Origin of the sequence: Flavobacterium sp. RSP15 (assembly GCF_003968755.1) — a bacterium.
Classification (GTDB): Bacteria; Bacteroidota; Bacteroidia; order Flavobacteriales; family Flavobacteriaceae; genus Flavobacterium.
In genome coordinates, this window is the sequence record NZ_RYDL01000004.1 from 174,512 (window position 1) to 201,143 (window position 26,632).

General features: G+C 33.8%; 18 protein-coding genes. 8 read left to right on the forward strand and 10 right to left on the reverse strand.

Features of this window, described 5'->3' with window-relative positions; translation table 11 throughout:
• Positions 1-21: 21 nt before the first annotated feature.
• The 7 genes from EKM00_RS06920 to EKM00_RS06950 all read left to right on the forward strand — a co-directional run bounded on the left by EKM00_RS06920 (position 22) and on the right by EKM00_RS06950 (position 10,542).
• Entirely contained in the window at positions 22-855 is an 834-nt protein-coding gene (locus EKM00_RS06920; RefSeq protein WP_199734614.1) for a hypothetical protein, read from the forward strand.
• A 298-nt stretch (positions 856-1,153) separates the two neighbouring features.
• Positions 1,154-5,434, forward strand: a complete 4,281-nt coding sequence (locus tag EKM00_RS06925) for a hypothetical protein (RefSeq protein WP_126515696.1) — start codon at positions 1,154-1,156, stop codon at positions 5,432-5,434.
• A 146-nt stretch (positions 5,435-5,580) separates the two neighbouring features.
• Positions 5,581-6,369 (forward strand): S1 family peptidase, encoded by a 789-nt coding sequence (locus EKM00_RS06930; protein ID WP_126515697.1) that lies wholly within the window; start codon positions 5,581-5,583, stop codon positions 6,367-6,369.
• A gap of 375 nt (positions 6,370-6,744) precedes the next feature.
• On the forward strand, positions 6,745-6,936 hold the full coding sequence (locus EKM00_RS06935; protein WP_126515698.1) for a hypothetical protein: 192 nt from the start codon (positions 6,745-6,747) through the stop codon (positions 6,934-6,936).
• A 498-nt stretch (positions 6,937-7,434) separates the two neighbouring features.
• Entirely contained in the window at positions 7,435-7,836 is a 402-nt protein-coding gene (locus tag EKM00_RS06940; protein ID WP_126515699.1) for a hypothetical protein, read from the forward strand.
• A 139-nt stretch (positions 7,837-7,975) separates the two neighbouring features.
• Positions 7,976-8,395 (forward strand): DUF6943 family protein, encoded by a 420-nt coding sequence (locus EKM00_RS06945; protein ID WP_126515700.1) that lies wholly within the window; start codon positions 7,976-7,978, stop codon positions 8,393-8,395.
• Between the two features lie 338 nt (positions 8,396-8,733).
• Positions 8,734-10,542: a DNA/RNA non-specific endonuclease gene (locus tag EKM00_RS06950; protein ID WP_199734616.1), complete on the forward strand. Its 1,809-nt coding sequence runs from the start codon at positions 8,734-8,736 to the stop codon at positions 10,540-10,542.
• Positions 10,543-10,921: 379 nt separating this feature from the next.
• On the opposite strand, the gene EKM00_RS14795 is transcribed toward EKM00_RS06950, so the two are convergent.
• From EKM00_RS14795 to EKM00_RS07005, 10 genes are all read right to left on the reverse strand, one after another.
• Positions 10,922-11,098 (reverse strand): hypothetical protein, encoded by a 177-nt coding sequence (locus EKM00_RS14795; RefSeq protein ID WP_197037193.1) that lies wholly within the window; start codon positions 11,096-11,098, stop codon positions 10,922-10,924.
• On the reverse strand, positions 11,085-11,795 hold the full coding sequence (locus EKM00_RS15160) for a DUF5675 family protein (RefSeq protein ID WP_370453925.1): 711 nt from the start codon (positions 11,793-11,795) through the stop codon (positions 11,085-11,087). Before EKM00_RS15160 ends, EKM00_RS14795 begins: the two co-directional genes overlap by 14 nt.
• A gap of 13 nt (positions 11,796-11,808) precedes the next feature.
• Positions 11,809-12,564, reverse strand: coding sequence for a hypothetical protein (locus EKM00_RS06965; protein ID WP_126515701.1), 756 nt, complete (start codon positions 12,562-12,564; stop codon positions 11,809-11,811).
• Positions 12,565-13,468: 904 nt separating this feature from the next.
• Positions 13,469-14,113: a DUF6266 family protein gene (locus EKM00_RS06975; protein ID WP_126515703.1), complete on the reverse strand. Its 645-nt coding sequence runs from the start codon at positions 14,111-14,113 to the stop codon at positions 13,469-13,471.
• 1,420 nt (positions 14,114-15,533) lie between these two features.
• Positions 15,534-16,535 (reverse strand): IS110 family transposase, encoded by a 1,002-nt coding sequence (locus tag EKM00_RS06980; RefSeq protein ID WP_126515704.1) that lies wholly within the window; start codon positions 16,533-16,535, stop codon positions 15,534-15,536.
• A gap of 386 nt (positions 16,536-16,921) precedes the next feature.
• On the reverse strand, positions 16,922-17,110 hold the full coding sequence (locus EKM00_RS15165; protein WP_126455301.1) for an SOS response-associated peptidase family protein: 189 nt from the start codon (positions 17,108-17,110) through the stop codon (positions 16,922-16,924).
• Between the two features lie 481 nt (positions 17,111-17,591).
• Positions 17,592-18,971, reverse strand: a complete 1,380-nt coding sequence (locus EKM00_RS06990) for a Gfo/Idh/MocA family protein (RefSeq protein ID WP_126455247.1) — start codon at positions 18,969-18,971, stop codon at positions 17,592-17,594.
• 103 nt (positions 18,972-19,074) lie between these two features.
• On the reverse strand, positions 19,075-20,415 hold the full coding sequence (locus EKM00_RS06995) for a DUF3472 domain-containing protein (protein ID WP_231507352.1): 1,341 nt from the start codon (positions 20,413-20,415) through the stop codon (positions 19,075-19,077).
• Between the two features lie 98 nt (positions 20,416-20,513).
• Positions 20,514-22,211 carry a RagB/SusD family nutrient uptake outer membrane protein gene (locus EKM00_RS07000; protein WP_126455249.1) on the reverse strand — a complete coding sequence of 566 codons (1,698 nt, stop codon included), beginning with the start codon at positions 22,209-22,211 and terminating at the stop codon, positions 20,514-20,516.
• Between the two features lie 12 nt (positions 22,212-22,223).
• Positions 22,224-25,238, reverse strand: coding sequence for a SusC/RagA family TonB-linked outer membrane protein (locus tag EKM00_RS07005; RefSeq protein ID WP_233592252.1), 3,015 nt, complete (start codon positions 25,236-25,238; stop codon positions 22,224-22,226).
• A gap of 741 nt (positions 25,239-25,979) precedes the next feature.
• On the opposite strand from EKM00_RS07005, the gene EKM00_RS07010 reads away from it, so the two are divergent.
• Positions 25,980-26,630: a sugar-binding protein gene (locus EKM00_RS07010; RefSeq protein ID WP_233588599.1), complete on the forward strand. Its 651-nt coding sequence runs from the start codon at positions 25,980-25,982 to the stop codon at positions 26,628-26,630.
• The last annotated feature ends 2 nt before the right edge of the window (positions 26,631-26,632 follow it).

Genomic DNA, 26,632 nt, shown 5'->3' on the forward strand with positions numbered 1-26,632 from the left:
AAAACAGGACGATAACAAACTATGATAAAGAGAAACTATTATTCAGTTAGGACAGGAAAAATATCGCCAGACCAACAAGTTAATTTTGAGGTTCTGAAAAAGTTGTTTTCGGTGACATACAACAAATTAAATACTGACGGATATTTTCAAAAATATTTCGGAATTAACTGTGAAGACGGATACATTCCTGGAGAATTGGGCGAGGAAATTGAAGCAATGATATTTGTGAATTTAAGAAAAGACAACCTATATCCAATTTACCAAAACTTACCCAATTATACCGAAGACGATTTCTTTGACATAATTGAGTTTCTTTACGACCACTGCTCAAAAGGACTTAATGGACATTACCACAACTGGAACAACTGTGGGTATCATTATGAAGAATTTAATGACATTGAAGGTCAGAAACAATACAGAGAACTACTGAACCCTATCTTACGAGAATACAAAGACGGTTTTGAAATTTCGGAAAGTGGCGAAATTTTGATCTTATCAGACAATGGTCTTTCAAACTTATTTGAAGCGGACATTCCAACAAATGAAAAGGAAAACGTTTCTAATAAAATAAACTCTGCAATTTTAAAATTCAGACGATACAAATCCACGCTTGACGACAGAAGAGAAGCAATTAGGGAACTTGCAGATGTTTTGGAATTTATTAGGCCAGCAATTAAGGAACATTTAAACAAAAAAGACGAGAATGATATTTTTAATATCGCTAATAATTTCGGTATTAGACACCATAACAAAGACCAGCAGACAGAGTATGACAAAGCAATATGGTATAGTTGGATTTTCTATTACTACTTGGCAACATTACACGCAGTTTTACGAATGACAAATAAGAAATGAATATAAAAACTGGGGATAACCGCGCGTTTACAATAGTCATAATTGATTGCTCTACAGACAGTTTTGTTGTTACAGTTAGTTCAATTCTACGAAATAGCATTTGTGGAAAAAGCCTGCCCATCGCAAATCTGCAAAATGTTTTGTTTAACCCTGTGATTATGGGAAATTAATAATTTGATTGGGTTTGAAAAAAATATTGAAGATAAAAGGATTTAATAACTTCTTTAACAAATCAAAACATGTAAAACCAAATCATCTAGTAATATTAATTAATTTGCAAACGAAATAGTGTGTTATTATGATTGATTTGATTAATTGGGAAAATTTAAGACCGTATAGTTCTACACAAAACAAAAGTTTTGAAGAATTATGCTTTCAAATATGTATAGAAGAGTATCAATCAATGGGTACTTTCGTCCGAATTGATGATAGTGGCGGCGGTGATGGTGTAGAATATTATTTGGAGTTTCCAAATGGTGATATATGGGGTTGGCAATGTAAATTTTTTGGAAGATTTGATGAAAGTGGTAGAAAAGAGCAAATTAAAAAATCATTACAAACTGCTTATATTAGACACAATTCTAAATTAAAAAAATGGGTTTTATGTTCTAAAAACTCAATGACAAATGATGAAAAAAAATGGTTAGATGGTATTGGAAGTTTAGTACATAAAGGAAATAATGTATTACCAGTTGATGCAGATATCATAATAGATCATTGGGGTGATAGTATTTTATTAAACTATTCAAGAAAATATCCAAGTATCCATAAATTCTTTTTTACGGATAAAATTTTAGATGAAAATTGGTTTCAAGAAAAGTTTGATTTGGTATATAATTCAAATGTTATTAAAACAAAATATTTAGATAATCTTCACACAAAGGGCGATGTTGATGATTTTGTTATAAGACATATTGGAGGAAAAGAGTTAGTTGCCATAATTGAAAAACAAGAGAGTGATATTGATATTGAACATTTTCTAAAAGAGTATAATGCGAATATTAAAAGCATAAAAGATAATAAAAACAAATTTGAGTTTAATGAAATCTATGATGAAATAAAAGGATTTTTATTTTCAAATAATTATGATCTTATAGTTCAAGACGGTGTAAATTTAATTAATGAAATTAAGGATTATTTAATACTTGACAACCATAAATTATCGACTGCACTTAATTTGAAAATTGATAATTATAAAAATAGATTTAGAGATTTTTATGAATTATATGTTGAGTATAAAAATGTAGAAAAACTAAAATCTATTCATTGGGATAATGAAGAATTAGAGACAAATAAAGAAGCAAAAATTAAGATAAAGGAATGCAGAGAAACCCTACTTGGCCCATATTTTACTATTCGTAATTACGATTATTATTTGACGATTTTTGAAGAACTTCGTTCTTTGAAAAATAATGAAATTCATATATCTGGCGATGCTTCAAAAGGTAAAACTCATATTTCAGTCAATATTGTTAAAGAACATTTAGAACGAAAAAAACCAGCCATATTTATTTTTGGTAAAAATTTAAAAACGGAATTACCGTTAAAAGTACAATTAAGAGATATTCTAGATTTACCTACAGATTGGAGTTTTAGTGATTTTTTGAGTGTTTTGAATATATCTGGAAGAATAAATAATACAAAAGCAATTTTGTTAATAGATGGCTTGAATGAAGCAATATATTGGAAAAGTGTTTGGGGTGATAATTTAGAAGAACTCATTAATGAAATAAGAACAAAATTCCCAAACATTCTAATAATTACCACTTTTAGAACATCTTATAAAAGAGAATTATTTTCTAAAGGTTATTTTAATTATTCAGAGTATTATAATTCAAAAGAAATACAAGTTAATGGATTTAGTCATTATAATATAAATGAAGCAATTGATAAGTATTTTAAGCATTACAATATAAAACTTGAAAATCATTCTGGAGCATTAAATAGTTTTTCTGAACCACTTTATTTAAAAATATTTTGCGAAACAAAAAAAGGACAAACAGTATCTTTTCAAAATGAAGATTTATTCGATGTTTTTGATGAATATCTAATAAAATGCAATCAAAATATTACTCTAAAATTAAATTATGAGTTAAAATTCAATAAGAAATTTTCAATAAATATTCTTGAAAAAATTTCTAAACTATTATGGGATAATAGTAGTAGAGAAATAAATTTTGACTTTGCGACTAATAATATAATTACTCAAGAACAGCTGTTGGTTTTTGAAAAAGAAGATCTTCTAATTTTTAGAGATTGGAACAATGTTGAGGTAATTACTTTTACATACGATTTGTTAAGTGGGTATTTAATAGCTAAAACTATAATTGATGAAATAAAGACCGTTGATGATATCAAAGTGTTAATAGTTTCAGAAAAATTTAAAAATGAACTTTTAATTAGAGAAACATTTCATCCATTATTTAATGATATTTTAAGATGTTTCTGTGTTTTAGCAATAAAAAGATTTGGCTTAGATTTCTATAAACTTGGTGAAAATAAAATAGTTGACGAATATATTTTAAATTCAGTTTTTGAGGTTAATAGAAGTACGATTATAGAAAACAAAGATTTTGTAATTAATATAATACACGAAAATTTCAAAAACATAAATAAACATAAACTGATATATGGATTATTTCAAAGCACATATTTAGATAATCAACATCCGTTAAATATTCATTTACTTTCTGATTTACTTTTTGCTATGAAAGTTTCTGATAGAGATTTAAGTTGGTCAGAATACAATAGAATGAATAATGGAAATTATGATAGAGGATATAAAGATTTCATAGAAGGTTTTCAGATTGCTTGTGAAAGTAAGAAAGTATTAAAAACAGATAAAGTCCATTTGGCAGCTAAAAAAATTATGTGGTTTCTTACTTCAACCAATAGGGAATTAAGAGATTTATCAACACGAGCATTGTATTATTATGGTAGAAAATGCCCAAATCAATTCCTTGAATTAGTTGAATATTCATTATCTATAAATGATCCGTATGTATGGGAAAGAACTCTTGCATCGTTATATGGTGTTGTATTAGCAAAGTACAATGATTTGAATGATACTAATTTTAAAGAGATTGTTCTTCCATTAATTGTAAATAGATTATATGAGTTAATTTTTAAGAAAGACGCTCCATTTTCAACTACTCACATTTTAGCCAGAGATTATGCTTCAAAATGTATTGAAATTGGAATTAAACACAAAAAAGGATCATTAACGCTTATAGAAATTAAAAACACAAAAGCACCTTATAAATTTGGAGGGAATCGTAGTCCTAAAGAATTTAATTCTTCAAAAGAAGAAGGCATTTCATCCGAGCCTATCAGTATGGATTTTAGTAATTATACAATTGGTAGAATAGTTAAAAATGGTCATTCTTACTCAAATCCTCCAGAGAAGAAAAAAGTACGCAGACAAATTTATTGGCGTGTTTTTAATCTTGGTTGGAACAAAGCACAATTTGATAAAGTGGATAATCGAATTAGAGAAGATAACTACCGTAGTTCACGCAGTGAACAACCAAATATCGAGAGATATGGTAAGAAGTATTCTTGGATTGCTTATTTTGAAATTGCAGGATTGCAAAGTGATAAAAACTTACTTGATAATGACTTGGAAAGATTTAGACTATCTGATGCAGATATTGACCCAACTTTTCCAATAAAACAAAAAAACAAAAAGTTTGTTGTGAAAGATTATCTTGGAGATAGAAACTTATCATTAATTGACTGGTACAAAGATGGAGGGAAACCTGATGTAAATGAATATTTAAAAATTGAAACCCTACAAAAAAACAACGGCAATTGGATTTGTTTAGATGGTTTTATAGTTCAAGAAGGCAAAAAAATCCATAGAGAAATTTTCTCGTTTATTAGAGGTTTGTTGATAAAAAATGATGATTACTACGAAGTTGTTGAACATCTTAAAAATATAGATTTAGGTGGAAGATTTTTACCCGATGTAAGATCAAATTATTATTCTTTTGCCGGAGAATTATATAGTATTGAAGATTCAACGGTAGAAAACTTATGTGAATTAAGATTTGAGATTAGTAGAAAAAAAGTAAAAGTTAAAAAAGGCGAACCAGGTTATTTTCATAATGTGTTTTTTGAAGATAATGAAATCAAACATTCATTTCCAAAGTTTGTAGAAACGGATAGAATAATTTCAAAAGAATACGAAGTTTTATTACCAGTAATGTCATACAATTGGGAAGGATACCATAGTAAGTTAAATGATGCTGGGCACGAAACTATTGTTGCAAGAGAATTAGCAAATTATTTAAAATTGATTGACAAACCCCAAACATTTAATCTTTGTGATGAAAATGGTAATTTAGCATCACAAAACATTAGGTATCATAAAGATTACAATAACAACCATCATTTTGTTTATTTAAGAGAAGATTTATTAGATAAATTCCTTTTAGAAAATAATTATAAACTAATTTGGGCAATATGGGGAGAACGACAAGTAAACTTTAAGGATTGGGATGGACGCAGAAAATTTCATTCCGATAATGATATTTCCGATTTACAAATTTTTAGTGAAGTTATCGAATACAACAGCTAATAATTCATTACTGTATTATTACATTTGAAAAACTAAAAATAGAATAAATACGATAACCTTTCTCCCCCACGAAATAAAATTCGACGAAGTCAACCCGAAAATCGCAAATCTGCAATACATTATGGACAAACTTAAACAAACTAATTATGTATAGAGACACCTGGAATAATTGCCATTCCTCAATTTGTTCTATTAGCTTTTTAAATCAGCAAGGAATTAGGATTGCTTCTGGCACTGGGTTCAAAGTATCCAGCTATCTGGTAACAAATAATCACGTATTCAATGCGCCAGGAGCTATAAATGTTGAATTGAAATTCGTAAATGAAGATGGACACACTGCACTAGCATCTAAAGTTATTTCATATTTAGAATTTCAAAACAGACTTCAAATAGGAATGCCTGAAAATAGTTGGGACTATGCAATTCTAAATCTTAATGATAATGAATTTAGAACAATTCCCTCGTTAACTCTTGCTGACAGCAATACGATTCGAATCGGTCAAAGAGTCGCAGTTTTAGGCTATCAATTTGACCAAAACAATCTATCAATTAAGCAAGGAATATTATCATCACGGCATACAAGAGCAGAAGTCAAATATCTGCAGATTGATGCAAGCGTAAATCAAGGGAATTCGGGTGGACCATTAATCAATATAGATAACAATAGAGTAGTTGGAATTGTTACTAGAAAACATACTGGATTAACAAATGCATTTGATGATTTACTTAAAAGCTTTGCAACAAATATTAAGGCATTAGAAGTTTCTAATCAAGGTGGAAGTGTAAGAATTTCTGGTATTGACCCAGTGGAAGTTTTAATAATTAGTCAAAATCAAATGAAATCAACAGCTGAAGAATTAAGGCGTTCTGCAAATGTTGGTATTGGCTATGCCTTCGAATTAGACGAGATAAAAAGCTTTTTTGACAACCAATGATAGCCATATAAATGACTGAATTTATTTAATTCTCATAATCATCACAGCAATCTTTATATTTACTCCTTTTAAAATTTAAAATTAAACCATTCCAAAAGTTCAAAGAAAACTATGAGTAGAATACTTAAATTCAAAGAAAAGATTAAATCGTATTTAGGAGAAAATGAATAAGATGCTGACCTGATAAGTTGGATAAATACTCAACCGGAGCTTGATCAGCCAGATATTTTAACAGCTCTAAATTCTCTGCTTTTAGAAAATTTCGACATCAAACCTGATGTAGATAGAGAGGAAGTATTAGCAATAATAGATGAAAAAATTGAAGAATTTGTAGAATCCATACTTGACAAAAAACTCCACGAATCTTTATTTAAGATGGAAATGGAGGAAAGGATTACTGACGAAGAAACTTTCGGATATTATTTAGACTTTACCAGACAAGAAGTCATAACTAGAATTGTTTCCAATCCCGAAAACCAAGAAAATTGGGATCTTGCTCAAAAAATTATTAATATGGAAAAAGATTCAGGATTTTACAACCCTGACAATTGGAAAGCTATTATTTAAAAATTTTAACAAACGGTTATGTTTCTACCTTAAAACAATCGACAAATCTTGAAACTAAAGTCCCAGAAAGATTATAGTTTTTTTGCTTCCAAAATAATCAAAAACCAATATAAAAATTATTCAAAAAGCATTTTTTTCAAAAGAAAATCTCGTGCAAAATCACGGGCAATCAAGCGGTCTCTCTGCGGTCGTTCTCTTTGTTCCGTTCGGCAGCTCCAGTCGGTCAACCTTACAGTTTTATAAGAACATTTTTTTGAAATAAGCAATTATTATTTCAATTCATTAGTTAGGTTTCCCTCCATTCCGCAGACACTTCACAGCACTAAAAAAACAGCAGTCCCGCTACAAGAAAAGGCGGGACAACTGTTTTTTTTGCACTGTTACGTTCCTCATCTTCACACGTTCTCTACCCTACGTTCGGCAGGGCTAGTACATCCACAATACCGCTTCATTCCGTTACACTCCGCAGGCTCCGTTTCACTGCATTCCAGCAGTATCATGTCTGTCGCCCTTTATTTTTTCAGCGGTTGCTCCTTCGCACAGCCATCGGGGTTGGCGCCGTTCCGTGAAAAACGTCACGTTGCCCTAAATCAAGGAACACCTGCGGCTGTCTTCTATTTTTTTCCCGCCGTTTCACGCTCTTCTCCCTTCATTTTGCGTCTCGTTCCTCGCCAGCTGCAATTCTCGGCTTCAGGCGGCTGTTCGATTGCCGCAACCCCGCCACTGCGCTCCTCGATAAATAATGATTTCCACTATCGCTACAATCATCATTTTCTGCGGTGCTTGGGGGTGTTTGATTGCCTTGCGAGAGAAACGAAGCAATCACAACAACGTCCCCAGAAAAACCTCAACAAGACGATAGTGCAATTTCTTGAAAAGAAAAAGAAAAAAATCCAGTAAACATAGCATCCATTCCTCACTTTCAGTCGGTCGTTCCTCCCTCCATTTTCGTTCGTCATTTCTGCTGTTTTAGTGGCTTTCTTTTTTTCTCTTTTTTCTTTTCAAAAAATTAAGGTCGAATTTTTAAAACCAACACGCCATGCCGAATTTCATTATTAAAACACACCAAAAAAATACAGTTTATAAAGGAAACCAAATCTTTATTCTCAACAAAGGGATGAATAGTGGTAAGCCTCAAAAAGAACCATTCCCCAATAGTTTTGTAATACTATTTCAAAATGAAGGAGATACCGAAACAGTATACTGGTTGGCTTACAGTTTATGGAAAGCAAGATTCTGGCACCAATCTCTGGTTGGGTCCGCAATTCCTTTTTTACGAATTGACGATTTCAAAAAAAATTTTAACTCAAAAGTAAATGAAATGCTGCAGGAACACGAGCAGCACAAAAAAATTATTCAAGCTTTAAAAATACTGAAATTTAATGAAGAACAATTTCACAAAAACATAAAATTGATTAATGATCTAAGAAAAGCTATGTTGCGCAATTATTGCAAATAGTCTGACCAAACTTGTCACGCTTTTAAATACACTATAAGTCCTATTTGATTTCACATTATAGATAAATTGATCAAAATATTATAAGCACTTATCTGTAATTGAAAAAAATCACGAATTTTTATTAAAAAGGTGTTCCATAAATAGAATACTAATACGGTATTTGTTTTACTCAAATCAATGCAAGCACAAAATAGTAACTATCGGAATGTTTTTTTATTTACCTGTTCAATTAGAAACCTGGTTAAGTTTAAAAACGTTTAGGATAAGTTAACGTTTAGATAATCCTGTTGCGTTACTGTTGATATATTTTTGGCCCGATAAAAACCACTTAAAAAATTATGAAAAAAATTAAATTATTATTTAGCATTGTCCTTTTTGGGCTTATAGCTAATTCTTGTGCAACCGAGGAACTCGTTTATTCCATTCCCAAAACTAAAAATTCAAACCAACTTTCAAAAATTTACACCGGCTTTCCTGAAACATTTGAATCAGGAAGCAAAACTTCTTATGTTGCGGCAGATGTAACTTTACCAACAGGTATCTGGAATTTGAACGATGCGTTAATAGGTACCCTTTCTGGCGACAGAAAAAACGGTGCTAAGTCAATTCGTATTCGAAACACGGGAACTGTTACAATGAAGTTTAATAGTATTAACGGTGCTTCAAGTGTTTCTGTTTTACATGCAAAGTATGGAACTGATGCTTCAAGTTCATGGGAACTTTGGTATTCCATTAACAGCGGAAGTAGTTGGACTAAAACAGGAGGTACGATTACTACATCTTCTTCCACATTGCAAACTGCAACATTTCCAATGATGATAAATGGAAATGTTCGTTTTGAAATCAGAAAAATATCAGGCGGCACTAACCGTATCAACATTGATGATATCACTATTGACGATAATAATGTTTCTGTTGGTGGTGTTTTTCCTGAAACATACGAATCAGGAAGTAAAACCTCTTATACTCCTGCTGCTGTAACGCTTTCTACAGGGAGCTGGTATTTTGACAATGCATTAATAGGAACATCTGCAAGCGATGCGAAAAGTGGTACTCAATCAGCAAGGATAATCGACACCGGTAAAATTACGATGCAGTTTGATGTTACAACCGGTGCTTCAAGTGTAGATATTAAACATGCTACATACGGAACTGATGATTCCAGCACATGGGAACTTTGGTATTCCAACAATAGCGGCAGTAGCTGGACTCAGACAGGAAGTAGCATTACTACTTCTTCTACTACATTGCAAACTGCAACTTTTCCAATGATTGTTCAGGGAAATATTCGTTTTGAAATCCGTAAAATTACTGGAACAGCTATTCGTATTAACATTGACGATTTTTCGATTACAGCTTACAATGGTACAGGAGGAAGTGGTACTGGTGGTGTTGATGGAGACCACATAGCTATGGGTAACCCTAGTGGTGCAACTACTGATATAACCAATGAAAATAATTATTTAATGGAGAAAGTGCAGTATAAACTTTCATACAATCGTTCGAAAGCAACTGCTAACTGGGTAAGCTGGCATTTAGATCCGTCATGGACAGGAGCTGCACCACGCCAGGATGATTTCAGAGCTGACACTACCTTGCCTTCAAGTTGGTATCAGGTAGGTTCTACAAGCTACTCTGGTAGCGGTTTCGACAGAGGTCATGATTGCCCTTCGGCTGACAGAACTTCTTCTGTTGCTGATAACTCTGAGACCTTCCTAATGACGAACATGATTCCTCAGGCACCTGTTAATAACCGACAAACCTGGGCTAACCTCGAAGCTTATGGCAGAACACTTGTAAGCCAAGGTAATGAAGTCTATATAATTATGGGATGTTATGGTGTTGGTGGAACAGGTTCTGCCGGCAGTGCAAACACAATTAATAATGGCAATATAACTGTTCCAAGCAATATTTGGAAGGTACTTGTTGTACTTACTCAGGGTACCAATGATGTTGACAGAGTAACTACAAGCACTCGTGTAATTGCAGTTAATACTCCTAATATAAACACTACAGGAGCATGGGGAACCTACCGTACAAGTGTAGATGCAATTGAAGCCGCAACAGGATATGATTTATTGAGTAATTTGTCTACTTCAATTCAGTCAACTATTGAAGCAACGGTTGATAACGGACCAACAAAATAATTTTTATTGAAATCAGGGTATTAAAAATCCTCGTAAGTTTTTAAGGCTTCTGAAAAACATACCTTATTACAATAAAGAGTTGCTTTTAGAAAAAACGCTTGTTACGGATCTTTAAGATCCTATTACAAGCGTTTTTCTTTTTGTAGCTATTTTTATTGTAAAATTTATTTCGCAACATTTCTTCAAGTGGCTAATTCTCGTTGCTATTTTTTTTAAAAATTGGTTGTCTCTTTTAATTAACATCTTCTGTAACAATTAAAAATAATCTTTTTATTTTTCGCCACGATAATTAACTGCAAAAAATAAACTAAAAAAAAGCCTGATCTCACGACCAGACTTTCAAATAAATTCGAGAAAAGGTTACCAAGCCAAACTCCAATTATTTCTTTTTAATTTTTGTCAATCCTTTTAAAAGGAGCGAAATTAGGAAACTAATAATAGCTCCAATTACCGCTAAGATAATCGTTTTTAGAATATCTTCAGAAACAATATTTGGCATCACACTCAATAAAGTTCCGGACGCGGTTCCAATTGATAAAGTGTTATTTGATTCCATCTCGCGGTAAATTTTGATTGTCTTTTTTCAATCGATTGGTAATGGCCTGCTCTCGGTTCGCTGTATCATCAACCGTGATTTGGCTGATTATTGAAATGACTCCTCCCGCCAGGGCTGCATATCCGGCAATACTGACAACGGCTACAGGTAAAACTACCGGAGCTGCAATAATACTACCACTGATAGCCAATAGAGCCATTCCAATACTTCTCAAAACCCGGAAGAACTTCGGGGTAGGTGCTTTTGCACGTTCAACTATATTCATAATTTCTTTACTTGTTTTAAGCCTTATCATCCTGAGCGGAGTCGAAGGATTAGATTGGATTAATATTTTCGCTTCTTCATTATTGGCCAAAGCTGTATTAACTATAGCTTTCAGCTTTTCTAACGCTTTTCGGGAAGAACTTCCTCTTCCTATTCCAGTGTGCAGTGTTACAGTTGCGATACAGCCCAATAACTCTTTCTTGGCGTCATTGGCGGGATGGATTAATATCAAATCTCTTCCCGGAACATTTTTCAAATGCAAGTGCCATTGGAACTTGGGGCTAAATCGTTTCTGCAAAACATATTCTCCTTCGGGAATACAAGAAATACGCTTTTGGTTTCCCAACCAGGGCAATTCGATGGTATAACAAACTATTGTGCCGTTCCATTCTAAAACCCCTTGCGTTCCCTTGGGAAAATACGTTCTATTCAACACAAAAACCATCTTACAGCCCGCTTACCTGAACCAATGCCAATGGATTGAAAGAGCCATTTTTCAAAGGATACATTCTACCATTTACCTCTTGAAAGAATTCAAGGCCTAAAGCCAAAAACAATGGTTTTGTGCTGCCCGGAGTAACCGGATTGACATGATTGATAGCAACAGTTTGATTCGAATCCCAAGGTAGAATATCCGTTTCTGAAGTGGCAACTACAAAGGTTTCTGCTTCAAAATCAATTTCCGCACCTGCAGATATGATTTTGAAATGCGTTGTTCCACTTGCAGCCGCAATCATGTTCGCAGGAACAAACGGCAACAAATCAACCATAATATCACCCGAAGCACGATCAATAGTACCCACAAAAGGAGCAAATAAAGCAGTGCCCAGCTTTCCTCTAATGTTGAATTCGAAACCGGCAAGTAATTCTGCCTCACCATCAATTACATTTCGCAATCCACGCTCACTTACCATGTCCGCCTGAATGACTTTAATCATAGATTGAGTCAATCGACTTACCATTCTGCTATCAGCAGAATTAATCAGCAAAGTTCGCATTGCCGTTCTCAAAACTTTGCCTGCCTTTCCTGCTCTTCCAAATTCGGCTCCATTCTCGCGCGTTCTCTGGAACGCAGGATCGCTCGCAATTCTGCTTGCATCAATGCCGCCTTTTTCACGTGCTAAATGCCCATCTTTGGTTTTGTAAAAAGTAATATCGCCGATAGTACCTTTCAACTTAATTATGCCTTTTTGCCTTGCCATAATTTCTAAAATTTTAAATTAATAATTGTTTCAAATTCCCTCAATCATTATCCTGTTGCAACATCTTTCGATTGATTTCTAAACAAATTTTAAGCTATTAAGTGAGATAAAAAAGAGGTTCCTATTCCGTATGTCACTTTGTGACACAAATGGCAGAAATAGACATAAATATCCATTCACAACCACCATTGACAGGAGTAAATTTCCGCTTCTAAACCAAAGGAATTATTTACTATTTTTATGGAGTGCCAGAAGTTGAACCACAAAGGTATCAAGTTAGGCAAAGCCCAATCAAAGCTATAGATAGAGTATGAGATCCAAAAACAAGAGACTATGTATCTACCCTAAGGACATACAACGCATAACAGGAAAGAGTTATCGCCAAAGCATTAGACTACTTCAAAAAATGAGAATTAAGTTAAACAAACTAGAGGATGAGTTCGTGTCCATTGAAGAATTTTGCCAATTTACGAGCCTAAAAATTGAACAAGTTGAACCTTTGATAATTGGGTAGAATTTATACTTTAGGCAACTAAATTTTGAACTTTACCAGTTCAAAAAATATTGTCTAACCAGTTCAAATTATTATAATTAATCATTAATTCCAGCAAAAAAATTCTTATATTTGAGTAATTGAAATTTAGAACAATTTGCTAACATATTGAGAGGTGTCAGTTGAGGTGTCACTTAAAATAAAAGCTTTGCAAAGCCTTATTTTAAGGCACTTTATAAAAATAAACAACTCCCTCTTTCTCCGCTTTTTAAAAACCCTAACGGCTGATTATCACTTAGTTAGGGTTTTTTATTGATGCTAAATCCCCACAATATCCCCACAAACATCAGAATTATAAGCATAAAAAAACCGCCTTTTTCAAAGCGGTTCTTTAAAAAGTATCTATAAAATTTATGAAGCCGTACCAGAGCCAATAAAGATACTATTCGATAATTGAGTTTCAGCAAAATTCTTAAATGAAATAAACATCAGAATTTCATCCCCAACATAACTATTTGGAATTGTTACAGTTTGTGACACATCTGTTCTTGCAGCACCATCAGTAATAAGAATACTCTCCCCTTTTAAGGGATTGTAAACAACAAACATTGCTTTATCCGTTGGCAAAGCACTACCTTCATTTGAATTATTATCCCAACTGAATTGAACTTGTCCGGGAGTGGTTAGATCAAATACTGGATTTAAAGCTCCTGACAACGTTCCTCTACTCAATAAAGCCAAGTTGTAGTCAATTGCAAAATCTTCGATTGTTGTTCCTGTAATTGCATTATTCAAGGCATAAGACATTGCACTGTTGAATTGTGATTGCTTAACAGCATAGTTTTTAAACCCTAACTTAACAAAACTTAAGTTTGGTTGTAAAAACCTCAACACTAAAGAGAACTTTGTTCTCTGGTTCACTTGTAGAACAGAGCGAGGATTTGCTACACTTTGAGGTTTAGCTCTAAGATAATCAATTCCTTTCCAACTTGCACCTACTACATTCGCTACTTTTCCTGATACTCCTCCTAGAATACCTTTACCAATTTTACCCATAATTATGACAATTTAAAAATTACAATTTCGTGGGCTTGGTACGGCTTTGGTATTGATTTTAAACAATGATACAAATTTAATCATTAAACATATTTTAATTACAATTGACAGCTAAAAACATATTTATCTATTATGAATTAGTATATTTTATGCCTTAATGGTTTTGAATAGTAATTAAAAATACGTCTGTAAAGGTTCTTTTTGCAGCTTGTTTGGAAGTTTCATTCTTTCTGGCAAAAAAGAGAATACAATCCGGAATAGTTTCAGATTTAGAATAATGCCATCGAAACACTCCGCCTTATATATTTTTTAAAAGAAAAAAAGAAAAAAAAGAAAGTCGTCGTCACAGTGGAGGTTTCAAAAGAAGTCAAGTTTTTTTGAAAAAATACTACCCGGGTTTATATTATGAAGTTGTTCGGAAATGGAGTTTTGATTATAATCAAATGTTGAAGCGAACGAAAAATGTAGGGTGGAGATTTTTTCAAAAACCCGTAGGGCTTGAACTTTACTTTTTGAAACCGGAACTTAACTTTACTTTCTTTTTATTTATTTTTTTGTAGCAGAATGTTCCTTTTGTGATATTTTATATGGGATGTTTCTTTTGGAATCGGCAATCAAACACCCCCAAGCACCGCAGAAAAAAATGATTGTAGCGATAGCGGAAATTATTATTTTTCGAGGAGCGAAGTCGGTGGTGTTGCGGCAATCGAACAGCCACGGCAGGACGGGAACGGAACGTAGCTTTTGCGAAGTGGAGAGAAGTACTGCGAGCGTGAAACGGCGGGGAAAAAATATAAGTCAGCCTTTGGCGTACCTTGATTTAGGGCAAAGTGAAGTTTTTACTGAACGGAGCTAACCCCGATGGCTGTGCGAAAGAGCAACCGCTGAAAAAACTGAGGGCGGCAGACATAATACGGCTGGAATGTAGTGAAACGAATGAGAGAGCTTTTAGCGGAATGAAATGGAGCGTTAAGCGAACGAATGACTGTAACGAAATGAAGCTGTATTGTGGATGCGTAAGCCCGACCGAACGAAGGGTAGAGACCGTGTGAAGATGAGGAACAAACAGCGGAAAAAATAAGGCTGCCTGTTTTTGGCTGCCTTATTTTTTGTGCTGTGAAGTGATCTGTGGAACGGAGGAAGGCACGACCGACTGGAACAGCCGAACGGAACAAAGGGAACGACCGTAGAGAGACCGCTTGATTACTATGTCTTTTGCAAATAAATATTGCTTTATTTTCAAAAATAATTTTAGGTTTTTTTAGGCATATGTCGCCTCTGAATAAGTAATAAAAAAGGAAGGATTTTAGCCTCCCTTTTTCGTTTGACTTATTCGTCGGCACCACAGATTATTCCTGATAGGTTGCTCCTCAGCAGAGCCTATTTCCGCTTTGTCTTGGTAGATACAAAATTATGTTTTTTATGCTACTTCTCTAATTTTATAGACTCTATTTTCTTTAATACAAGCACAAATCCGATGTATAAGCTTATTTCTGACGTTGTTTAAGACGAGTAATTTATTTTTGCTTTCTTCTACCTTTCTTTGATAATACACTTTTAATTCTGGGTCATAAGTGGCTGCCGTCAATGCACACATATGAAGTAGTTTTTTTAGCTTTTTGTTTGCCATATTATTAACTCTTGGCTTGCCCTTAATACTTTTTCCTGATGTATATTCAAAAGGTGCAACTCCAGTATAACAAGCCAATTGTCTTGGGGTTGCATACATAGAAAATTCATTGGTAAAGCAGATCAAAGTTAGTGTTGTAATTTTCCCTACGCCAGGAACTGAAGAGACTTGAGTGTAAATTGTATTTAATATTTCGTCTTCTTTAATGAACAGGTCTAATTGTTTTTCGATGCTTTTTAAATCCGTTGCTATGCCTTTAATGGTATTGTTCTGATGTTTTACAGCTAGTTTGTAGAGTTCTGGTTCAAATGATTTTAATTCGTTGGTATGACGTGATAAAGAACCCCTGTATTGTATGAGTTTATCCCTTACAGACAAAAGAGTTTTAATCTTTTCTACCACTTTTCGAGGTGCTTTGTATATTACTGCTTCTTCTTGGTTTTTCATAGCGTAATAAGCAATTCTGAAAGCATCTACTTTATCATTCTTGCCTCTTTGGAGACCAATGCTTCTAATGATTTTTAAAGACATTTCTACCCATAAAGAAAACTCATAAGAAATCAAGTGTTTAATAACCAACTTTCCATACATTCCAGTGTGCTCCAAACAGACTAATGTATTTACAGAGGTAGCATTAAATTCCTTTAGCCACTTCCGTAATTCCCTTATCCCTTTGGCATTGTTCGCGAATTGATTATGATTATTTAGTTCTTTTTTTCCTTCTAAAATAATCACAGCATCAAAGTATTCTTTGGATATATCTATCCCAAGAAAATGTGTAAATTTGTTCATAGTAAAACTTTTTTTAGATTAGCAACCTAACTACTGAAAACTATCGAAACCTTGATAATAGGCCATTATGCCTGAATTACTACTCTGATGCTTTTTCAGTAAAAACCGATGAAGTCCTAATCAAGCGATAAGTCGTTAACTTTTATTGCGCGTAGGTTCACTTAATCGGTTGGGTTGTTGATTTAAAATTACAAATTTATTGCATAGACAAAACTAAAGGATTGCACGCGATGAAGAACCTATAGTAGAATTAAAAATCTGGTATGTTTTCCAGTAATGTTGTCAATGATGCCTTCATCATTTAACAGCGATTAAATTTGCCTAATAGAGAAATGCAAAGTACTCTATTAGCTCATAATTCAACTATCTGGATTCATTATTACGGTTTAAAACATTCTTTTTTTACGATTGTGTATTACAGACAAAAGTGTATTGACTTCGGTGGTTAGTATGGTGTATATGTTTTTTATTTCTCCGGTTTCTTTATTTACCCAATTGGAATATAATCCTGCAAAGACAAGAAGTACTTCGTTGGGCAAACTTAATTCATGTTTTTTATGCTTTACCTTTAGTATTCAGCCATTACTATTTGTAATACCCATTAACAATACCCAAACATCTTTATCAACTGAATTTTAAAGGGAGGTTTTTCGTTGACCGTTTCTATTTTGGTGTTAAAGGTGAATTTTTAAATTTCTTCATTTTTGGACCGTGATGGTATTAATCCTCAATTGTAATGGGTTATGATCTGCGGCAAATGCTATATTTTTACGGACCAATTCATCTGACAGTTTGATGATATGCATTAAGTATGTTTTAGTATTATAATTGTTTAACTATTAAAAGTAAAGGGATTCAACTTTAATTAAAAAGTTAAACCCCTTTATTTTAAATTTACACCCATTACTGAATAGTATCCTTTGAAACTATTGTTATTATTATCTCAATCCACCACCCAAATCGTATTCTGCATTCATTTATAATGTCATTTAATAATCAACTTTATAAACTACTTTATGTCATAATCCTCTTTTTGAATGATTTTAAAATTAATTTTTATTTAGAAAACTCTAAACCTTTCAATTTTTGCCAACCCCCACGAGTGAAATCAGGAATCTCAACTGGTGCAGAACTGTTATCCAAGGAAATTTCCGTTAGTGGTCCAAGACAAGACCATTCAGCCAAGTCATAAACGTCCATATCCAATGGAAGTCCATTTTGTAAACAATAAATCAAGCGGTAATCCATGATGAAATCCATTCCACCGTGACCGCCTACTTTTTTTGCTTGCTCTTCAATTTCTTTTACAATAGGATGCTTGTATTTTTCCATTAATGCTTTTTTCACGTCTTCAGGAACAAACTTGTGTGCACTCAAGTTTTCATGATTTGGTGCAATATCTGAACCTATCGCTTTTGAATCCAAAGCATATCCTTCAACAGGGTATTTATTAGCAAACCCTTTTGTTCCGCTAAGTTGGTACATACGGCTGTAAGGGCGTGGTGAAGTTACATCATGTTGAATTTGGATTGTTTTTCCTTTTTCGGTACGAATCATAGTCATTGTGTGATCCCCATTTCTAAAGTCCGTTACTTCTATTCCTGATTTTTCTTTAATATACGCAGGATTACCAACGGCTTTAGTATCCATAGAAACCAAATAGTTCATTTTATCTCCGCGGTGAATGTTCAATGCTTGACAAGCCGGTCCCATTCCATGCGTTGCATAAATATCGCCACGGTGTTTTCTATTATAATCCATACGCCAGTTGTTCCAATACTCACCCCAGAAAGGTTGAAGTCCGTGGATATAAGATCCCTCGGCATGCAGGATTTCTCCAAACAATCCTTGTTGCGCCATATTTAATGTCGTCAATTCGAAGAAATCGTACACACAATTTTCAAGCTGCATACAATGCTTGCGTGTTTTTTCGGAAGTATTAATCAGATCCCAAATTTCTTCCATGGTCATTGCTCCAGGAACTTCAATAGCTACGTTTTTACCATCTTTCATGGCTTGAACGCCAATTTTCGCATGGTTTTTCCAATCGGTTGCTACATATACAAGATCTACATTAGGAAGAGCAGTTACTTTTCTCCAAGCATTTTCATCTCCAAAAAATTCTTTCGCTTTTGGAAGCCCCGCTTTAGTAAGAATTTCATTTGCTTTAGAAGTGTTTTCTTGTGTCATATCACATAAAGCCACAATTTCAACGCCAGGAATATGTGTCATACGTTCTACTGCACCTGGACCACGCATGCCTAAACCTATGAACGCAATACGCACATTAGGAATGGGAGCTGTTGCAAGACGCAAGACATCGGTTTGTCCTTTATCTCGTTTTGGAGCCGGAGTTTTAATCATTTGAGCCGATACATTGGCCCATCCTAGAAAAAGAAAGGAAATAAGTAGCAATTTAAAAATACTAGTTTTCATAATTTAATTTATTTATTAAAAAAAAGGAAGATAATCAAACTGTAGATTACCCATTCTGCACTATTTTACTATTTGTTGTGTTAGCTTAAACCGTGAGTAATCTCTATGGTAATTTACTAAAATCAATAACAGGTTTCTTCTGATGTAACGGTCTTGTAAAAACACTTTGAGCTTTGGTAAAATTATTAAAAAAGCCTCCGTTTTTCAAATAGAATGATTCGTTATTTAGCAAACCACCTGAATAATCCATACGGTACCCTTTAGTACCCGTGTTGTCTGTTGTGAATTTTGCGGAGTTAATCTCTGTCCAATTTCCGGTAGCATCACAATACCATTGATTATTGAACAAGACTTCTCGAGATTTATTTCCTTGTTCCGGAGAAAAATTTTCTAAAAACGAATGAAATCGTTTTAGATAAGTATTGGTTTCGGGACGGTTAAAACTGGCGATTAATTGCCATTTATTTAATTCGGGGGCAAAAAAGTAAGCGGTATAGGTCGTTGAATTATCATTTTGAGGAATTCCACGAAGTAAAAACTTATAGGTGTTCCCTGCGATCCAATTGTATTTCAAATAACTTTGTCCGCCGGAACCCTCATTTCCAAATTCACCCGTCGTTACGTTTTCTCCTTTATTAAGAAGTTTAATTTTTTTGGAATCTGGAATGGTTGCTGGATCATCCGTTACAAATGGACTCCAAACGGAGAACAATACTCTACGCTCTTTATCCGAGTTAACCTGTATACCAAAATATCCTTCTGCAAACCCATTTGCCATATAATAAGACCCTATAATATCTTGTCCTTTTGGTACAGTAACTTCGTTGTAATACCATTCGGCATTTACTTTTTCAGGTACTTGATAATTTAGATGTACAGAAGGACCTCTTCTTCCCCAATGATAAAAACTAGCTTCGTCATTTTGAACAAATGCAATTTTATCTTTCGCAATCGAGCTGTTAATTGTTACTCTTGAAATAGAAGGGAAATGACTTTTATTCTTGCTGATCCCTTTTATTTTTAAAGCAACATAACCCGGTTCCGTAATTTCCCAACGTCCTATTGGGTAAGAATTTTTTTTGGTGTCGTTGAATTCAATACTTTTGGATTCGTCGTTAATGGTGAATTCTAAAGTTGCTTTTCCCAGAACTACCAATGAATCCTTATTTATTGAAAATTCGAACACTCCCGGCTCAGAAATTCGAAAGTAAGCAGTAAAATATTCTTCTGAATTGGTCCAATACTCGATTCCATTTTTTGTAATGGTTTCAACTTCCGCAAAGGGAGTTGAACTAAAAGCATTTCCACCAAGAGGCAGAGAAATTTCGGATATCATTTTAGAATCATCCCCAACAATAGTATCATTTTTTTCATTACCGCTACAAGAAGTAAGTGGAATCAATACTAAGATTACTAATAGGTTTGTAAAGAATTTTTTTTTCATCTATAATTTTTATACTTTTTATGTTCGGTATTTCCCTTTTCTGACCCCTTTTATTCTTAACCAAATGGACGTTTTTACAACCTCATTCTAACCTTTTATTATTGATTTTGGGTCAGCGTTCCAGGATAAGCATTTATTTCTGATTGAGGAATGTACTGTATCACACGCAAACTGGATGCAGGAATATCTTCCATGGCACGATGTGGTCCCGGATAATGACGTGTCATTGTTTGTCCGTTTCTATATACATCATACCCTCTATGTGCTTCGAAAGCTAATTCTAATTGACGTTCTTCATCAATAAATTGAATAGCATTGGCACTCGTTAATGAAGTATATCCAGCACCAGGAATTGATCTTTCTCTTACTATATTTAGGTTAATACGTGCATTTTGATAATCCCCTTTTTTTGCATACGCTTCTGCCATATTCAAATACATTTCAGATAGTCTTGAAATGATTGGCGAATGAAGATGCGAATCGTTATCCTGTAAAGAGCATTTAGTGATATAATACATTGGATATACACGGTTCAATAACATCATAAAATCTTTTTCACCAACATATGTTTTTCCTTTATAGTCAATCGAATAACTATTTTCAGCAGCATTAACTACAGTTAGATCGTATTTATCTGTCCCAATATTAATGTAAAATGTACCGTCAGCATTACGCTTAAGCGGTTGTTGCAAATAGTTATACCCTGTTTGTACTGAGCTGGTATTATACGAATCATGGACAAAACGGAAGGCTTCTGTTTTATTGTCTGATGCATCCAGTGCGTATTGTGGTTTAATAAATGCCCAACGAGCATCATTCTTTTGACCAGACTTGCGCAGTAAATCTAAATATTTAGCACTGGCATACATTTCGCCCCAACCTTGTCCTTGAATATTGGCGTACATGCCGCCAATTCCATAATAGTGATCGAATCCGGAGAACTCTGAAGCCACACGTTTAACAGCAAAAATGGTTTCCGTTTGTCCGGCAGCATCAGGAGCAAAGGTATTGTATTTCATAAAATCCGCTCTACTAAGTAAATTGTAATTTCCACTTGCAATTACTTTTGTAGCATATTCTATGGCAAGAGTAGCATATTCTTGATTTGGACTTTGGTACGTTCCGCTCATGTATAAGTATACTCTGGATAGCATTGCTTGCGCTGCCTCTCTGGTTGCATAAGTCGCACTACGTTTTACGGTCATTAGCGTTTCTGCTTTTTTCAAATCATTAATGGCTTGTTGGTAGCTGTCTTTAATTGTGGATCTGTCTGGGAGACGTAAATTATCAATATCGGCAGGCATTCCGTTTACAATGGGTACTCCCAAATTAGAGTCAGGGGATTGTGCATAAGGTCTACCGTAGGTACGAGACAAATAGAAGTAAATCATTCCTCTTAAGTAGTAGGCTTCTCCTAATTGTTGGTCAATTTGCGCATTTTCACCTTCTGAAATAATTTTGATTAAGTCACTTGATTGTGAAATAATTTTATAACTGTTGTTCCAAAAAACAGATAATCTTCCATTATCCGGTATGTGCTGGTACGAAATAAAGGAATAGAAAGCATCCGTAGAAGTTCCTCTTATCATGATATTATCTCCGGGATATTCCCCTACTCTGTGCATAACATCTGACCAACCTTTAAGTTGTGCGTAACACCCATTCAAAAGTACTTCGACAGCCGCTTCCTTATCTGCAAGGATTTTGTCCTCGGTGTAAGCATTAAAAGGTTCTCTCTCCAGTTCACAAGAGTATAAAAAACTAATTGTAATGAATAATATAAATATCTTTTTCATGATTTATTTTTTTTAAAGAGTAAGATTAAGACCTAATACAAATTTGCGTGTCTGAGGATATACTGAGGTGGCAACTCCTGTTATTTGACCATTACTAGGTGGTATCTCAGGATCAACTCCAGAGAAGTGAGAAATTGTAAATAAGTTTTCTGCAGCTACAAATAATCTAAGATTCGAAATATTAAAACGCTCCACATTTAGATTATATCCTAAAGAAAGGCTTCTCATTTTTAGATAGGTTCCAGTTTCTAAGAAACGAGACGAAGCTTTATTTGAGTTACTTTGATTGTTATAACTGGCTTGAGGATGCGTAGCAATATCACCTGGTTTTTCCCATCGGCTCCATCCGCTGTGAAGATTCATTTGGTTGCGATCTGTATAGGCTCCATCTGAATCAAATTCAGCTCTGGCATAATTATAAATTTCGCCTCCTACTGAATAGGTAAATATGGCAGCAAGATCAAAACTCTTATAATTTAAATTCGTTGAAAATCCACCAAAAAATGAAGGCGTATACGCTCCCATAGCAATTGGTGTTTTTGAAGCGGCACTATAACTGAAGGTTTTAACGCGTTCTCCTGCTGCATTGGTTTCAAACCATTGTGGTCTTCCGCTCTCTGGATCTACACCAGCCCATTCTGTAAGGTACCACGTATCTACATCCTTTCCGGGAGTCAATAATTTATTAGCTGAACCGGAAATACCAGATCCATCTCTCACGATGATTTGTTGTCTTTCGCCATAAAGACTCGTTACTTTGTTTTTATTCACACCAATATTAGCATCTACAGCCCATCTCCAATCTTCATTATTAATAATTTCAACATTAAGTGCCGCTTCAAAACCTTTATTGCTTACTGCTCCTACGTTTTTCCAAATACTAGTCACTCCAATAACTCCTGGCAAAGGAACTTGGTACAATAAACCCGAAGTATCTTTATCATAATAATCCAAAGTCAGGTTGAATCGTCTTAAAAACGAAATATCTAAACCCACACCGGCCGTATATGTTTTTTCCCAACTTAAATCAGGATTCGCAATTTGAGAAATTATGGCTCCTGGATTTTCATTGTACCCTGTCGTTAATGAATACAGGGCATAGTGTGGATAAAGACTGTTTGGTCTGTTTCCTACTGATCCATAACTGGCTCTAAGTTTTAAATTTGTGATATAATCCGCTTTAAAAAAAGCTTCTTTATGAATATTCCATCCACCACTTACAGAGTAAAAATTCCCGTATTGTGAATTAACCCCAAAATTTGAAGCTCCGTCACGTCTAAGCGAAACTTGTGCTAAGTACTTATTATCATAGGTATAATTTACATTCGATAATAATGATTGTACGGCCCATTGCGCTTTGCTTCCTCTCACTCTTTCAGGAATCGAGGCCACATCACTCACTACAAACCCCGGAGCAAATCCAGTTGCAATTCCTACTGTATTTTTAGAATTAAATTCATTCCATTCATAGCCGGCGATGGCATTAAAATCATGTTTTCCAAATGATTTTTTGAATTTGAACAATTGATTGGTATAGGCTCTATTATACGAACTCATATAATCCTCAATTCTTCCTTTTACTGCTAATCCTCTTGAAGAACGTGGATCTGAATAGGAGGTAGAATTTGAATTTGAAAAGATATAACTGTTTACAGAGGCAAAAGTCAGCCAATCCGTAAGTTTTATGTCAAAATCAAAATTACTTCGAATATCATAGGCTTCAGACTCGCTGTAATTCCATTGTAAATCATACAAATAGTTTGATCCTGTGGTGTTTACCCAAGTAGGATTTGGTTGATTTCCTACCAAAGTTCCATCTGCTAAATACGGGTTATCCCAAGGCATATTACCATACATTGCACCAACTGAATGTTGTTTATTTAAAACATCTCTGCGGGTTGCGTTTATCTGTGGGCGTATGGTTAACCAATTATTTACTTTATAACTAAATTTCAATAGTGCATTATACCGTTTGTAGTCATAGCCTCTTATTGCTGCTGTCTCATCATACACCCCCAGAGAAACATAGCTTTTGAAATCCTCATTACCACCACTTATAGAGAGGTTATGATCGGTTGCTAAACCTGTTCTTGTGGCATTATCCCACCAATCAAAGTTTTTATTTCTCAGTTCCGGAGTCCACCACCATGCCGTTGAAAAGTCCTGTTTGTTCGAAAAAGAATCGTACAAGTCATATAATTCATTTCCATTCATTAAGCTGAAATTACCCGTGTTTAATGTGGTAGCAGCCATCTTCGTCGAGAAATTAATAGTTGCTTTGCCTGATTTTCCACTTTTTGTTGTAACCACAATAACTCCGTTAGCCCCTTGAGAACCGTATACAGCAGTAGAGGCTGCATCTTTTAGAATCGTCATAGTTTCAATATCCATGGGATTAATGCTCCCGGCACTACTTCCTACAATAACTCCATCAACAACCCATAGAGGATCTGTACTTCCGTTTACAGTTGTTTTACCTCTAATAATTATTTTACCAGCTTCACCAGGCTGTCCAGATCCAGAATTTACATAAACTCCAGTAGCTTTCCCTGCTAATAAATTTTCAACAGAGGGAGTTGTAGCATCTGTAAGCTTCTTATTGGTAATTGTTTGTAAGGAACCCGTCAAACTTTCTTTTTTAATCGTACTATAGCCAACAATAACGACTTCATTTAATTTTTGTCCGGTTTCTTTTAAAACAATAGTTAATGGGTCATTGCCAATAGCAATTTCTTGTTCTTCCATTCCAATAAATGAAACAACTAAAGTATTATTATTTCCTACTACATCAATAGCAAAATTACCATCAGCATCAGTTTGAACACCAATAGTAGTACCTTTGATAAGCACATTAGCTCCAGGAAGAGGTGCTCCACTTTCATCGGTAACTTTTCCTTTTACAACTTTCTGAACTAATAATACATTAGTTTCGGATAAAGCGATTGTCTTTATGGTCGAAGCAGTAGAAAATTGAAAAGTTAAAGCTAGAAAAGAAAGAATTGTTAATTTAATTTCTTTGTGTGTCATACTTTTAATCCTTAAGCCCCTTGGTTTTTTTTGGGTTAATAATTTCATACTCTTGAAATGGTTTTAGTTAATAATTGTTTGTTGGTTTATTCAGTATTAAGTGTTGTTTGTATGTTTTTTTGATGGACAAAAATGAACTCTAAAAAATTTGATTTATAATTTCTTAACTGAGCTAATTTTTGTCTAAATCCACCCTCTTTTTTTATGCATATTTCTAAATACAGCCTTTGATATAATCTTCAAAAACATTAAATTTTGACCTAATAAAAGATTGATTATTTTTTAATACATGACGAAACTAGAGATTATATTTTTATTAAACAAGGAAAAACACAAATAATGTGCTCGAACACATATTATTTGTGTTGTCGAGCACACAAAAAATACTCGAAACGTTTTTTTAGTACTAAAATTCTAGTTTTTCAATTATAAAATCCTGTGGGGTTTCATATCATTTATTTCAAGTAAAAAAGGACATACTCATTAAATAATAAGAAATTCGGAATTTTTTAAACTAAAAATTAAAACTTCAACAATAGTTACGCACTATAAATTGACCATTTAATCTCAATTTACCATCACTTAATTTTAAATTTAACAGCTAAGAAATGAATGTAAGACTTATAATTAGGCTAAAAAAAGAAAAAAAAGAATAAATAGATTCATTGAAATTTCTTTTAACTATATTTCGAGAATTTCTGTTCAAACACAGTTTCACAGAAATATTAAATACCGTATAAAATGATTCCAGAAATGAAAGAATATGATGTCCATTTAATTGAAAACAAAGATCTGACTGTCTCCGGAAAAGGCGATGACATAGCGTGGGCTGAAGCCCAGATTTTAACTGATTTTTGTTCCCCGTGGAATACTAAAAAAGTAACTGAAACTACATTTAAAGCACTTTGGAATCGAGACAAATTATTTTTTAATTTTACAGTTTTAGATACTGAAATCCACATAGAAAAGCAAGATGAAAGTTTTGAAAGTATTGGGATTTCTGATAGAGTTGAACTCTTTTTCAGAACTGATAATGGACTGAATCCTTATTATTGTTTAGAGATCGACACTTCTGGGCGAATAATGGATTTTATTGCGTATCCTAATAAGAATTTCGATTTCAGTTGGAACTGGCCCAAAAATGATTTAGTAGTTAAATCATCTGTACAAGCTAATACTTTTATGGTTGAGGGATCAATTAGTATCGAATCTTTGAAAAGTCTTAATTTAATAAAAAACAACATTATTGAAACCGGTGTTTTTAGGGCTAAATATAGTAAAGCCCAAAATGAATGTTATGAACCTAATTGGATTACTTGGGTAAACCCAAATACGGAAACTCCCAATTTCCACATTGCATCTTCTTTCGGAGTTTTTATTTTAAAAGAATAAAT

Coding starts and splice junctions, on each gene's coding strand:
- EKM00_RS06920 (WP_199734614.1), top strand. CDS start 22: ATGATAAAGAGAAACTATTATTCAGTTAGGACAGGAAAAATATCGCCA.
- EKM00_RS06925 (WP_126515696.1), top strand. CDS start 1,154: ATGATTGATTTGATTAATTGGGAAAATTTAAGACCGTATAGTTCTACA.
- EKM00_RS06930 (WP_126515697.1), top strand. CDS start 5,581: ATGTATAGAGACACCTGGAATAATTGCCATTCCTCAATTTGTTCTATT.
- EKM00_RS06935 (WP_126515698.1), top strand. CDS start 6,745: ATGGAAATGGAGGAAAGGATTACTGACGAAGAAACTTTCGGATATTAT.
- EKM00_RS06940 (WP_126515699.1), top strand. CDS start 7,435: ATGTCTGTCGCCCTTTATTTTTTCAGCGGTTGCTCCTTCGCACAGCCA.
- EKM00_RS06945 (WP_126515700.1), top strand. CDS start 7,976: ATGCCGAATTTCATTATTAAAACACACCAAAAAAATACAGTTTATAAA.
- EKM00_RS06950 (WP_199734616.1), top strand. CDS start 8,734: ATGAAAAAAATTAAATTATTATTTAGCATTGTCCTTTTTGGGCTTATA.
- EKM00_RS14795 (WP_197037193.1), bottom strand. CDS start 11,098: ATGGAATCAAATAACACTTTATCAATTGGAACCGCGTCCGGAACTTTA.
- EKM00_RS06965 (WP_126515701.1), bottom strand. CDS start 12,564: ATGGCAAGGCAAAAAGGCATAATTAAGTTGAAAGGTACTATCGGCGAT.
- EKM00_RS06975 (WP_126515703.1), bottom strand. CDS start 14,113: ATGGGTAAAATTGGTAAAGGTATTCTAGGAGGAGTATCAGGAAAAGTA.
- EKM00_RS06980 (WP_126515704.1), bottom strand. CDS start 16,535: ATGAACAAATTTACACATTTTCTTGGGATAGATATATCCAAAGAATAC.
- EKM00_RS06990 (WP_126455247.1), bottom strand. CDS start 18,971: ATGAAAACTAGTATTTTTAAATTGCTACTTATTTCCTTTCTTTTTCTA.
- EKM00_RS06995 (WP_231507352.1), bottom strand. CDS start 20,415: ATGAAAAAAAAATTCTTTACAAACCTATTAGTAATCTTAGTATTGATT.
- EKM00_RS07000 (WP_126455249.1), bottom strand. CDS start 22,211: ATGAAAAAGATATTTATATTATTCATTACAATTAGTTTTTTATACTCT.
- EKM00_RS07005 (WP_233592252.1), bottom strand. CDS start 25,238: ATGACACACAAAGAAATTAAATTAACAATTCTTTCTTTTCTAGCTTTA.
- EKM00_RS07010 (WP_233588599.1), top strand. CDS start 25,980: ATGATTCCAGAAATGAAAGAATATGATGTCCATTTAATTGAAAACAAA.